The sequence below is a fragment of the Pseudoalteromonas sp. RW-H-Ap-1 genome, assembly GCF_048318575.1.
GTDB lineage: Bacteria > Pseudomonadota > Gammaproteobacteria > Enterobacterales > Alteromonadaceae > Pseudoalteromonas.
Genome location: NZ_CP166996.1, coordinates 1,402,399 through 1,416,257, shown reverse-complemented (window position 1 = coordinate 1,416,257; position 13,859 = coordinate 1,402,399). Strand labels below are relative to the sequence as shown.

Sequence of the window (13,859 nt, the reverse complement as noted above, 5' to 3'; positions counted from 1 at the left end):
GCCTCGTTATTATTGTAACAAATAACATAGCCGTATTTTACTACGGATATGTTAATTAGTTTGCGGTTATTTTAGTGCTTTAGTTACCACCGGGTAATGATCCCATACTTGTTTGTCGCTTAATGAGCGCACTAGCTTTACGTATTCCGCATGTGTCCACGCCAGTGGTGTGGCCGAGTTTGTACCCTCGCCTAACGTGTAACCCGCTTTATTAATGCCTACACCATCCCATACTTGTTCAGGTAGCATCATGCCTTGATTGGCAAATTGCTCTAGCCCTTTTACGTAGCTATTTTTAATAGCCTGCTGTTTTGTTGTATCTAAACTATTATTGGCATTTGCGGCGGCAATTTCATAATGACCACGTTCACCGGTAAAAAATGGCCAAACTCGCCCACGTTGCCCTGGGCTGTTTTTTCCACCTTGCGCATAGTTAGCGCCCGTTACTTCGTCTTCACCGTACCCGTCGTTACCATAGCGGCGGTAGCCTGCAAATGTGCCGCTGCCGTCAGTAAACTCAAAGCTGTATTTAACTTGTAGGTTATCGGTTAGGGTTTCGTCATCATATTCTGGCAGTGTTTTTACTATGCTAGGCGCTAGCGCATCACGTACGCCATAGCGAACCAACTCTAAAAATCCACCATCGAGTATTTGCTTTTTATTAAAGCCTTCACGGCCATTATTAGCGTTAATTTTAGTATTTGAATTGGCGTCTTTATCTTGGCCAATACGAATAAAATATTCACCATCAGAAGCGCTCGACTCTAAATTACCAGCCGTTGTAAACATTAATTTTTCAATATCATTGTTATAACGCTTAGCTGTATTTAGGTAACGTGTTGCATTGGCATCATCACCTGCTAGTTTAGCGATATCGGCTGCAGTAATTAAACCGGCAACAACCGCGGCGGTGGTTGATGGCGAATACCCTTCTTGCTCTTCCCAGCGTTCTTGCTGAGTAGCTGGCGGCGTTATTTGTGTGTCGTTCCATAGAATGTTTGCACGGCCACCCTCAACTAAAAAGTCTGCCGCAGGTTTTAACATACGGCTATACCAATCGCTGAGCTCTGCATCACTTAATACACCTGCCTGATGGAGTTTCCAAGCAAGCATAAGTGGCATTGCTGTTTGGTCAAGCTGTACACCTACCCATTCTAGTTCACCATCAACATGTGTTTTTTGTAAAAACCACCCTGTATCGCCTTTATTGCCAGGGGTTTTGCTGTTTACTTGAACTTTTTCAAGGTATTCGAATGCGGTTTTAGCGGTCGCATTATCGCCCATGGCCATAAACGCCATGGCAACTTGATAAAAGTCGCGCACCCATACCGCTTTGTAGCCAGTTGAGCCGGTTTTAGCCGATACGGTTTCGCCCCATGGGTTAGATAATGAGGCAATAAGTGCGCCTGCATGAGTTTTATCTTCTTGCGCTTTAAGTACCATTGCACTGGTGTAAAGTAACTTGCCGTTATCTGCGGTTTGTTCGCTCATGTTATTTAGCGGTGCAAGGCTTTGCAGGTAATCTTGCCAACCAAGCGCTTCGCCTTTACCGTTGTAATTATCAAGCACCGCTTGGTAACCTTTGGCTAACGTAGCTTGGCCTTGTTTAAAGCTGGTTTGTTCGCTATTACCAAAGCTTAGGGTTAAATCGAACTGGCTGTTTTCACCAATTTCACCCAGCTCTGCTAGTAGGCTAACATTACCCGATTGTTCACCGGTATTTTTATAAACCTGAGTAAGCTGCTGAGTTGTTTTAAGCTGGCTTAAACCATCGCTCACACCTGTAAAACCAACACTTGTTTGTTTAAATGGCTGAGCACCTTGCAATGAAAGGTAGCTGTTGTCTTGCCATGCAAGCAGTCCTTGTTCTGTGGTTTTAGCAAAATCATCAAGGCCGTTATTATCAACATACGGGTTAACGCTTACGTATGCCTTAACGCCTTCAAGCTCGGTATTAAAAATACTGCGTACAAATAAGCTTTGCCCATCAGGATCGGTAAATATGTGTTTTTCGAGGCTAAAGCGGCCTTGCTTATCTTTGCTTACTACTTTGTAAGCTAATGATAACGGGCGGCCTTTATCGTCTTTGTATAAGTAGTCAATGGTAACGTCTAAATCGTCAGCTTCTGTGACTGTAAAATCCTTTCCTACTACCACAAATTGCATGTCTTTAATTTGCGCTTGGTGAATAAGCCCAAACATTGTTTCGGTGATCATACCTTTAGCAATTGAAAACCATACTTTTGAAACCGCTCCTGTAGGGGCCTCATCACTGTAGTGGCCATTTTGATATTGCTCAAAAGATGTGCCAATACCAGTTTTACCTGCATAAGCCCAAAATGGCTCTGCCCCAGGGGCACCTGGTGCCGATACCTGCATTACAGCGCTGTTTGAAGGCTCTTGCTGCGCGCCACAAGCTGTTAAACCAAGCATTAATAAACTGGTGGTAATTGTATTTAATTTTTTCATTTTAAAGCCTTAATTAATTTCAGTTTACTCGTTACTTTATTGAGTGTGCTTAACACGCAATACCGCAACTGCTGCAAGTACAAACGACACAGCGCCCAGTACTAATGCGTAAATAGGTTGGTTTTCAAAAAAGTGGCGTAATATTAACCCCAATACGCTGGCAGCTAATAATTGTGGGATCACAATGAAAAAGTTGAAAATGCCCATGTAAACGCCCATTTTATGACTCGGTACCGAAGTACTTAACATTGCATAGGGTAATGACAAAATAGACGCCCACGCAAAACCTACGCCTATCATTGGCCAAATAAGTAAGCTTGGATCTTTTATAAACATAAAGCTCGCTAGGCCCAGCGCACCTAAAATAAGGTTAAGTGCATGTGCTATTTTTAATCCCACGCGTTTAACGATGATCGGGATACATAAAGCAGCAATCGCGGCAAAGCCGTTGTATGCAGCGAATAATATACCCACCCAATCTGCACCGTTGTTGTAGGCTAACGAGCTGGTGTCGGTACTACCGTAATGAAAGCTAGTAACCGCTGAGGTGCTGTAAATCCACATAGCAAATAACGCAAACCAACTAAAAAATTGTACCCATGCCAATTGCTTCATCGCCTCAGGCATAGTGAAAACATCATTCACTACATTATAAAAACCGCCGCTAGTGTGCTGTTTAGCTTTTAATGCCGCTGCAATAAATTGAATAACACCAAAACTAACTAACCCAGCAGCCAGCAAGTAAAGTTCTTTTTCCAGATCCAGCCCTAATACTGTGGCTAAAACAAGCAAACCTAAGCCGCTAAAAATAACGCCGCCTTTGGTAAAATTAACGCTATTAGTAATATTGGTTTGTGTTGTTTGTGATTCTTGTTGATTAAATTGTGCGAGCTGCTCAGGTGAGTACTCTTTTGTGGTGACAATAGTCCAGCCAACTGCAATAAATAAAATAACCCCACCAAAGTAAAACGAATACTTTACAGAATCAGGAATTTGACCAATCGGTGCAGTATTAGCAATATCAAACCAGTTGGTCATCATCCAAGGCAGTGCTGATGCAACCACCGCTCCCACACCTATAAAAAAGCTTTGCATGGCATAGCCTGTGGCGCGCTGCTTGTTTGGCAAGTTGTCGCCTACTAATGCACGAAACGGTTCCATGGTAACGTTAATTGAGGCATCCATAATCCACAGCATACCCGCAGCAATCCAAAGCGTGGGAGAATTTGGCATAATAAAAAGCGATAACGTGGTTAATATAGCGCCGTATAAAAAGAAAGGACGACGGCGGCCTAATTTGCCCCAAGTTTTATCACTCCAATAACCAATAATTGGTTGCACAATTAAGCCCGTGAGCGGCGCTGCAACCCATAAAATAGGAATATCGTCGACATTAGCGCCAAGTGTTTGAAATATACGGCTTACGTTACCGTTTTGCAGTGCAAAGCCAAATTGAATGCCTAAAAAGCCAAAGCACATATTCCATATTTGCCAAAAGCTTAAGGTTGGTTTGTTGTTATAATTCATGATCAGCCTTATTTGTTAAAACGGCACTGCTGAGTGCATCAAGGGTCAGCGTAAAGGTTGTATTTTGTTTCTCATCGCTCACCAAAATACTGCTATGCGACTCTAGTAGGTCGTATAGCGTTGAGTTTGGTTTGAGCATAGTTGCTTGATTCGGCGTGAGCGTAATAGTGACTGTTTGGGATTGCTGGCTAAAGTTGCTCAGCACCCATAATGATTGCTGGCCTAAGGTGCGTACAAAACCCACCACTCTATCACTGCCTGTTACCATCAAGGGTGCCATATCACCGGCAACAACAGCAGGTAAACCATTAAGTGCCATAATTGCGATATAGTATTGACGTAACTGTGCTTGCTCAGGAGTTAAATTTGCGCCATCAAACTTGCCATTATTCATCCATGCTTGGTGCGCTGGTACGCCAATGTAATCAAAAATACTAGTGCGTGTAGGCGAACCAAAGCCTGCGTTTTCTGATCCATCTTCACCTACGTCTTGGCCAAAATAAAGCAAGGTTGGCGAACGACTAATTAAGTTAGAAACCACCATAGCCGGTTTACCCCATGCAGCGTCGCCAGCAAAGTCAGGACTTGCGATACGTTGTTCGTCATGGTTTTCTAAAAAGTGCAGCATGTGCTGTTCAATATCTGCCACTTCAGCTTGTGCTTTAAATAACGTGTTAGCGGGTTGCTTACCTTGCATAATCCCTTTTAGGGTGTCGTAAAAACCGACCTTGTCATACAAGTAGTCCATTTTACCTTGGTGAATATAGGTGCGGTACATCAATGGGTTATATACTTCGGCGAGTAAAAACGCATCGGGTTTATGTGTTTTTATTGATGAATTTAAAAAGCTCCAAAATTCAACGGGTACCATTTCAGCCATATCATAGCGAAAGCCATCAACCCCTTTATCTAACCAATAAAGGGCAATATTTCTAAATTTATACCAACTATTTGGCAGTTCTTTATCTTGCCAAAATTCATAATGTGCACGGTAATCTTGGTTTTCAAGCGATTTAGGTAAAGTTGGAAAGTCTAGGCTGCCATCGGGTTTAACACCGTAGTTAACTTTTACCGTTTCGTACCAGTCGTTTATATCAGGCTTTGGAGCACGTGCACCATTGCCAGTCCATTTTGCTGGGATTTCACTAAATTGACCATCGGCTAAAGGGTGTTTGTTGCCACCTAATACTTGGTAGCTGTCGCTTGTTGGTACTTTAAATGATTCACCCGGTACATAGTAAAAATTATTATTTTTAGCATACGCCTTGCTAGTATCATCGTCCTCACCAAAGTCTTTCACGCCGTTAGGCTTTGCGATTGAGTGATAATCTCGAGCCACATGATTAGGAACAATATCAATAATTACTTTCATGTCATGCTCATGAGTACGCTCAATTAGCGCGCTGAACTCTTCGAGTCTATTAGTAACATTAATTGCCAAATCAGGGTTTACATCGTAATAATCTTTTATTGCGTAAGGCGAACCTGCACGCCCTTTTACCACATCAGGATCGTCTTGTTTTATACCGTACTCAGTGTAATCACCCACCAAGGCATGATGCAAAACGCCGGTGTACCACACATGCGTGGTACCTAGCTCTTTAATGCCTTTTAATGCCGCGTCGTTAAAATCAGCAAACTTACCAACTCCATTTTGCTCTTTGGTTCCCCATGGCACATTAGCGGTTTGGGTGTTTCCAAATAAACGAGTAAATACTTGATATACCACAGGCTTAACTGGGTCTGTTTGCTTAACTAACAAATCTGTTTTTGTCTCTTTGTCATCACTGCAACCGTGCACCAGCAATGCGCTGCATATAAGCAACGGCGTGTAAAATCTTTTTTTCATTGTGTGTCATTTTTATTTCAGTGTTGTTATAGGTTTATACTAAAGCTAAGTAAGGCTTGGTTACAGTTGCTGCATACGTATTCACAGCCATATTCAGTGACAATTAACCCGCAACCAAAGCACCACGTCACGCCACTTAGTTTGTTTTTAACTTAGCTAAAAACTCTTTATGAGTAGGTAGTTTATCTACCGTTGAATTTATTAGGGTTTTTAACGTTATGAATAAATCCGTTAGTTGTTCACTGCTTAATGAGTCAACAATACTGTTATAGTCATTTGGTATTAGGCCTTGACCTATAAACACTTGCTGCCAAGCTACTTCTGCAAATAACTCGTCGTTTTCGCGCATGACTTTGCCCGTTTGTTTAAATAAATCCATTTTATGCGCTAACGATTGAGGAATTTCCATTTGCTTACATTGACGCCAAAATGGGGTGTCTTCTCGCTCAGTTAATTTATAGTGCAAAATAATGAAGTCACGAATATGCTCGATTTCACTGATGCTTTGCTTATTAAATTCAGTTACTAACGCATCACTAACCCCATTATGAGGAAACAACTTAATTAAACGTATGACCGCACTTTGTATTAAGTGAATACTAGTAGACTCTAAGGGCTCTAAAAATCCACTAGAGAGCCCTACTGCGACTACATTTTTATGCCACTGCTTTAAACGACGACCTGTTTTGAATTTTATTAAACGCGGGCTTGTTGTTGGCTCACCAGGTAAGTTATTTAATAAAAGCGCGGTTGCTGACTTATCTGATAAATAACGGCTGCAATACACTAAGCCATTTCCTGTTCGGTTTTGTAGCGGAATTTGCCACTGCCAACCTGCGTCATGTGCTATGGAGCGCGTATAGGGCTTTAATTCGTTGTTGCCTATTGATTGCACTGCAACAGCCCTATCGCATGGTAAATAATGCGACCAATCAACAAACCCCGTATTGAGAGTTTGTTCAATTAAAAGTGCGCGCTGGCCAGTACAATCTATAAATAAATCGCCTTGGATTTGGCTATTATCGTCAAGCATTAAGTTGGTGATATTACCTGTGTCTGGGCATTGCTCAACGTGTTCTATTTTTGCATCAATGTGTTCAACGCCGCGTGACAATGCAAGATTTTTTAAATATTCAGCATATAAAGTAGCGTCAAAATGAAACGCATAACTAAGCCCTGGTAATTGAGTATTAGGAATAGCATTTAGTAGCGTAAATTTGTTTTGTTTAGCAGCTTGATAGTTAAGAGAAAAATCCCATAAAGAGTCCTCGTTGCCATTAATCTGTCCTTTCACCCAAAAATTATAAAAGTCACAAAAGGGAAAATCTTTACCAAACGAGCCAAATGCATGCATGTAGCTATGCCCTGGTGTTTTCCAATTTTCGAACTCTATACCCAGTTTAATAGACGCATTAGTGGCATTTATAAAATCTTGCTCATTAATACCGAGCGCATTATTAAGCCCAATAATAGGCGGAATGGTCGCTTCACCAACGCCTATAGTACCAATGCTACTTGATTCAATAAGGGTAATATTAATTACTTTACCTAACACTTTATTAAGTAGTGCTGCGGTTATCCAACCGGCTGTTCCACCGCCTGCAATGACGACATGCTTTATTGGTTTCATATTATTGCTCACGTTCATAAAGGTTGATAAAACTTAGGTAAAGTAGCTATAAAAAAGCCCTTGTAAAACTAATTACAAGGGCTTCTTAATACAAAACTTATTATAGCTTGTAGCTTACACCGAGTAAGTATGTACGGCCATAGTCTTGGTAGTCACGCACTTGCAGTGCATTATCGCCTTGCAATGATGTGAACGCTTCTTCGGTAATGTTTTGAATTTGGAACGTCATTGATAAGTTCTCAAAACCAGCAATACCTGAATCAGCAAAGTCATAGCCTACTTGCGCATCCCAAATAGTTTCGCCAAGTATATCAACTTGTTGTGTTGCAAAACCTGAACCGTAGATATCACCTTTAAAGTCACTACGTTTACGCATACTGGTACGTGCTTGGAAACCATTGCGTTCGAAGTACACAGTTAGGCTATCAATTTTATCTGACAAACCTGGTAGTTCGTAATCATTTCCGTTTTGATCTTGCAAGTCTTGCTCAACGCTGGTGTGGCTCGCAATTAAACCAAAACCTTCTAACGACTCATGTAATACACTGAACGGGAATGATAATGAAAGCTCATAGCCCCATAAACTTCCGTCGCCACCATTCACTTTACTTGAACGAGTAGCTGTATTTCTGTCTGCTGGAGGCAACTCGCCTGTTGCAGGGTCTTCTTTACCTGTTACATCAACATCGTAACGCTCATCAAAAATCCATTGGTCAATGTCTTTATAAAATAACGCTGCTGAAAAGTAACCTTCTGCATCAAAGTAGTTTTCGTATGTTAAATCAAAGCCTGTTGCTTCTTTTGGTTCAAGCTCTGCATTACCACCAGAAATAGACCAGTAGTTACCATTTTCGTCTGGCTTTTCGCTGTTATAACTTGTTTCAATCGATGCATGCATTTCATCAAGGCGAGCACGAGAAATTGTTTTAGCCGCACCAAAACGAATTGTTTGCTCTTGGTCAATTGCAAAAGATAAGTTTAAGCTTGGTAATACATTTGAATAGTCGTGGCTAATATCAGTAGGTGACGCAATAACTAAACCATTAATATTTGATGCTTCAAAGCCTTGTGATGACTGCTCAGTGCGAACATAACGTATACCTACATTACCTGTTACCGGTATGCCACCAATTTCAGCGTTAATGTCTGCTTGAATAAATGCAGCGGTAACTTCTTCTTGAACTGTCCACGAACGGGTTAAGTGCTTTTGATCCGTTAAGCTTTCTGGCAGTAGATCGTAATAACCATCATTTACTAGGCCGTTAGTGTCATAAGCAATCATGTCACCCATGCCAATAAAGTCTAAACTTGCCGAACCTAGACGGTATTGCTCTGGTACTGATACCATGCCTGGATTATCTAAAGAGAAATCTTTTAAAGTCATGAAGTAGCCTTCAGACTGTTTTACTTTCTCACGGTCGCGGTAAGATAAACCAAAATTAATACGGCTAAAGTATTCGTTTTCAAGTACTTTACTGGCCGCTAACTTAAGCGTTGAAAGCTCATCGCTAATCTCTGGTGCATTAATAAAACCATCTTGTGCGGTATTTTGATAAGCCGTGTCATTTAAGCCGTACTTGTTATTTAGCGCAGCACTGCCACCCCAAGATAAGGGGCCACCTAACTGAATTAAGTCGTAGTCGCTGTAATCAAGCTGATGAGTAAATTGTGCACCCGTATTTCCACCATCAAATGCATACCCTATGTTATCAGCAATACCGTTTGCATCGCCACGGCCAGTACCTGAATAACTTTCAATACTCCAAATAGTACGATCTACTTTTGAGCGGCTTGCATCAAACTCAACAGACCAATCATCGTTAATATCGTATTTTGCATTAAAACCAAATTGTGATAGCTCTGCTTTTCGCTCTTCATAGTCGTTTCGAACAACAACACGTTGACCTTCGGTTACTGCACTGGTAATAAAGCCAGACTGCTCATCTACAGTAACACTATTTGGGTCGATGCTACCTTGACCCCAGGCGAAAGGAACTTCAATACCACGTAAGATTTTTTCATCATTAAAATCTACATATAGCGCATCAAACGTCATGTTTAAACGATCATTTGGTGCAGCTTCCACTACTAGCATCGCTGAATCACGTTCAAGTGTTGATGAGCGTACGAAAGGTTTAGCGCCGCCTAAAATTGAATAGTTTTGGCCATCATTCCCTGTAAACTCAGGGTAACCCCAAGAATTCCAGCGTTTTTCTTGGTTTGGAGAACTCATTGTGTTGTAAGCAAATGCTACACCTATAGTGTCATCTGCAAACTGGTCTATGTATGAAACGGTGCCACGAAAGCCTTTGTCATCGCCATCCGGGTTTAATTTATCAAAGCTAGTTTGCTCATACTGACCATTAAACATGATCACTTGTTCACCTTTACTTAAAGGCTTTACCGTTTGCATGTCGATAACACCGGCAATGCCTTCAGCTTCAATGCTAGCACTTGGCGTTTTATAAACAGTAACACCGCTCATTATTTCTGATGGGTAAAGGTCAAACTCAACACCACGGTTGTCACCAATAGATACCTGCTCACGGCCATTAAAGGTTGTTGCGCTTTCGTTTTCGCTAAAACCACGAACACTTACACGGCTAGCACGACCATCAAGACGCTGGGCTGTTAAACCTGGTAAACGTGCGATTGACTCTGCAATAGATGAGTCTGGAAGTTTACCAATGTCTTCTGCAGAGATTGACTCAACAACCTGTGTTGAAAAACGCTTAGTATTAATTGATTCAACAACACTACCGCGAAAACCTTTTACTTCGATGATTTCTACATCATCATTTTTTATCGTTTCTTCTTGTGCCGCGGTGGTGGCAAAGCTTGATAGTCCGGCAGCAGTTAATGCTAGCGTTAATATACTTGGTTTGAACATAGCCATAATGTTTTCCCGTTACCCATAATGTGATACCCGCTTACTTGTTTAAGTGATAGTTAAACATGCGAGCTTATTTTGTTGTCAGGATGAATATTAACGCTCGTATTATTTTATTAACAACTTTATGCATACGTATTCAAAATAGCATTACACAGCCAAAGTTAACATTAAATTTACAACCAAATATGTAAGCAACTGTTTTACAATAGATTATTTTGATGCAATTATACTTTATGAGATTGACGATAACCTTTATTTATTTTTTTAGGAAATAAGCCATTCATAAAACGATAATAAAGTGAAACAAAGTAATTTTATTTTTTAATTTATTATTAAACACACTATCTATTCAAATTAAATTGGTAAGACCAATACTAAAAAACACCAACTCAGTGCACACCTTTGTTTTTACGCACCTACATGGCGCAAACAATAAATTAACAACTCAATATTAGAATTGGTAAAGTAAAATAAGAATAATCCACGACCCAAAACGCTTGTCTTAATGATTTGTACACCTTGTTTTAATGCCTTCAAATAGGTGCATACGTATGCAGGATTTTTACAGCATGACAGGCTTCAAGTATGCTTTTTCAAATAAACGAGGATTATTACCTCTAAAAAAGAACAACACAAAGACAGTGTGAAAACGGAGAAAAGCATGGCCCAAAAGCAATGGTATAAAGGTGCGGTTATTTATCAGGTTTATCCGCGTAGCTTTCAAGATAGCAACAACGATGGCATTGGTGACTTAAAAGGAATAATAAATCGTATTGATTACATTAAAAGCTTAGGGGTAGATGCTATTTGGATCTCACCTTTCTTTAAATCGCCTATGAAAGATTTTGGTTATGATATTAGCGACTACCGTGATATTGACCCGCTTTTTGGTAATTTAGCTGATTTTGATGAGTTAATTGCACAAGCACATCAACGCGACATTAAAATTATTATTGACCAAGTGCTAAGCCACACCTCAGATCAACATCAATGGTTTATTGATAGCCGTGAAGACTTAACTAACGACAAAGCCGACTGGTATGTATGGGCCGATGCTAAAGAAGATGGCACAGCACCTAATAATTGGTTGTCTATTTTTGGTGGTGGTGCATGGCAATGGGAGCCGCGTCGTGGACAATACTACTTGCATAACTTTTTTACTGAACAGCCTGATCTTAACTTTCATAACCCTGAAGTTCGTCAAGCCGTTCTAGATAATGTTGAATTCTGGCTTAAAAAAGGCGTGGATGGCTTTAGGTTAGACGCAATTAACTTTTGCTACCATGACGCTTTGCTTCGTGATAACCCAGCTAAACCAAAAGAAAAACGTCAAGGCCGTGGCTTTAGCGAAGATAATCCGTATGCATTTCAGTACCATTACTACAATAATACCCAGCCTGAAAACATAGAGTTTATGCGTGATATTCGTACTTTACTCAACAAGTACCCTGGTACCGTATCACTGGGTGAAATTTCATCTGAAGATTCATTAGCCACAATGGCAGAATACACCCAAGGTGGCGATAAACTGCACATGGGTTACAGCTTTGAGCTATTAACGGATGATTACTCGAGCGAGTATATAAGAAACACCGTTACTACACTTGAGCAACGCATGACTGAAGGCTGGCCTTGCTGGGCATTTAGCAACCATGACGTAGAACGTGTTGCTAGCCGTTGGAGTGAAACGGGAGAGGTAAACCCAGCGCAATGTAAAATGTTGACTGCTCTACTCGCTTCACTTCGTGGCAGCGTGTGTATGTATCAAGGTGAAGAACTCGGACTCGGTGAAGCCAGCGTTGCGTTTGAAGATTTACAAGACCCATACGGCATAACTTTTTGGCCAAACTTTAAAGGTCGTGATGGATGTCGTACCCCAATGCCTTGGGAGAACCTAGATAACTCACAAAGCAATCCACACAATGCAGGATTTAGTGAGGTAAAACCGTGGTTACCTGTTGATCAACAACACAGGCTACAAGCAGTTGCTGAACAAGAGAATGATGTAAACTCAATATTAAACGCGTACCGTGAATTTATGGCTTGGCGTAAAAACCAGCCGGTACTACTTAAAGGTGATATTGAGTTTATACAAACCGCCGAGCCAATTTTGGCGTTTTACCGCACATTAAACGAAGAAAAGATGTTGTGTGTATTCAATTTAAGCGGGGCAAAAGCAGAGCTTGTTATTGATGTTAGTGTTGAAAAAGAACATAACACGCTTTCTCATCACAATGCACAGCTTAACAATGCAACACTAACTATTGAACCTTTTGGCTGCTACTACGCCCGCTGCAGTTAATTGTTAGCATTTATAAGTAAAAAAACCCGAGCATTGCTCGGGTTTTTTATAGCAAATTTTTAGTGGTTAATTGTTTTACTATTTAAATAATCAGTAAAAGCAAATAGTACACCTGATACCACAAACGTTACATGGATCAGCACTTTCCAGAGTAGTTCATCATTAGAATGAGACGCAGAACTTATAAAGACCTTTAACAGCTCAACGGCTGAAATGGCCACTATTGCACTGATCAGCTTCATTTTTAAACCAGAAAACCCGACCTTGCCCATCCATACTGGGCGGTCTTCATGATTCTCGATATTAAGCTTAGAGACAAAGTTTTCGTAGCCGCTAAAAATAATAATCAACAGCAAACCTGCTAACAAAGCAGTATCAACTAACGTTAATATACCAACCAACAACTCTTGATTACTAGCAGTAAACGTCGCTATCCCCATCAAATATAGCTGTTTAAAAAACTTTATAAGTAATAAAACCACAGCAAATAATAAGCCTACAAAAAATGGGGCAAGTAACCAGCGTCCTTTAAATATAAACGACTCAAGCGCATGCTCTACTTTATGAACAGGATGTATTTTTTTATTTGTATTATTTGTGTGTGGCTCTGACATAGGGGCACCTAAAAATTAAAACGCGACATTAGCTTAAATTAAACGCTAACACAATCACTTCAGCCTAAAAGTAGGTACGCAATATGCTTATCCTGACGATAAAAATATTTCGTTTTCCTTTGTGTGAATTGTGATTAAAAATCAGTTTACCAACAGAGATGTTCTGGCTTGGTTACACTTGTTTTATGTAGGCATTATTTGAATGCATAATTCGATTGTTACTCCATTTTTAGGAATAAGAAAATGAATAAAGCATTACTCGCGTTAATCGTTGCACCATTTTTCGTTTTATCAGCTGCAAATGCAGTTACAAGCGATACTACAGACGCTTCAGCCGAAACGATTCAAGAGTTCACAGAAATGTGTATTAGCTGGGCTAAAGAAGACGACGTAAGCGATGAAGCAATTTATAACTATGTTTTAAAGTGTGTGAATGATGAACTAACATCTGAAGGCTATAACAAAGTCACTGCTGTTAAGATTTAATGAATAATTGAGCAGTTCAAACCTAAATTGGTTACATTTTAACTCTGTAAAATAAAAAGTCAGATTAAAAATGCCATTGCATAGGTTTG

The 13,859-nt window shown here is 40.4% G+C and carries 8 protein-coding genes; 2 read left to right on the top strand and 6 right to left on the bottom strand.

The window, feature by feature from the left end; translation table 11 throughout:
• Positions 1-66 precede the first annotated feature (66 nt).
• The 5 genes from AB8618_RS06580 to AB8618_RS06560 form a co-directional block, all read right to left on the bottom strand.
• Positions 67-2,469 carry a glycoside hydrolase family 15 protein gene (locus AB8618_RS06580; RefSeq protein WP_413401859.1) on the bottom strand — a complete coding sequence of 801 codons (2,403 nt, stop codon included), beginning with the start codon at positions 2,467-2,469 and terminating at the stop codon, positions 67-69.
• A gap of 36 nt (positions 2,470-2,505) precedes the next feature.
• Positions 2,506-3,996: an MFS transporter gene (locus AB8618_RS06575; RefSeq protein ID WP_413401857.1), complete on the bottom strand. Its 1,491-nt coding sequence runs from the start codon at positions 3,994-3,996 to the stop codon at positions 2,506-2,508.
• Positions 3,986-5,845 (bottom strand): alpha-amylase family protein, encoded by a 1,860-nt coding sequence (locus AB8618_RS06570; protein ID WP_413401855.1) that lies wholly within the window; start codon positions 5,843-5,845, stop codon positions 3,986-3,988. The genes AB8618_RS06575 and AB8618_RS06570 overlap by 11 nt, the downstream gene beginning before the upstream one ends.
• 136 nt (positions 5,846-5,981) lie before the next feature.
• The gene (locus AB8618_RS06565; RefSeq protein ID WP_413401853.1) at positions 5,982-7,475 is read right to left on the bottom strand and encodes a tryptophan halogenase family protein; all 1,494 of its coding nucleotides are present in this window, start codon (positions 7,473-7,475) and stop codon (positions 5,982-5,984) included.
• 100 nt (positions 7,476-7,575) lie between these two features.
• On the bottom strand, positions 7,576-10,371 hold the full coding sequence (locus tag AB8618_RS06560; RefSeq protein WP_413401851.1) for a TonB-dependent receptor: 2,796 nt from the start codon (positions 10,369-10,371) through the stop codon (positions 7,576-7,578).
• A 658-nt stretch (positions 10,372-11,029) separates the two neighbouring features.
• Between AB8618_RS06560 and AB8618_RS06555 the strand changes: the two genes are divergently transcribed.
• A complete protein-coding gene (locus AB8618_RS06555; protein WP_413401850.1) occupies positions 11,030-12,670 on the top strand; it encodes an alpha-glucosidase family protein in 1,641 nt (546 codons plus the stop codon).
• 59 nt (positions 12,671-12,729) lie between these two features.
• Here AB8618_RS06555 and AB8618_RS06550 read toward each other — a convergent pair whose 3' ends face one another.
• On the bottom strand, positions 12,730-13,284 hold the full coding sequence (locus AB8618_RS06550) for a TIGR00645 family protein (protein ID WP_138604863.1): 555 nt from the start codon (positions 13,282-13,284) through the stop codon (positions 12,730-12,732).
• A 243-nt stretch (positions 13,285-13,527) separates the two neighbouring features.
• Between AB8618_RS06550 and AB8618_RS06545 the strand changes: the two genes are divergently transcribed.
• Positions 13,528-13,770: a hypothetical protein gene (locus AB8618_RS06545; RefSeq protein ID WP_178955939.1), complete on the top strand. Its 243-nt coding sequence runs from the start codon at positions 13,528-13,530 to the stop codon at positions 13,768-13,770.
• Positions 13,771-13,859: the final 89 nt, after the last annotated feature.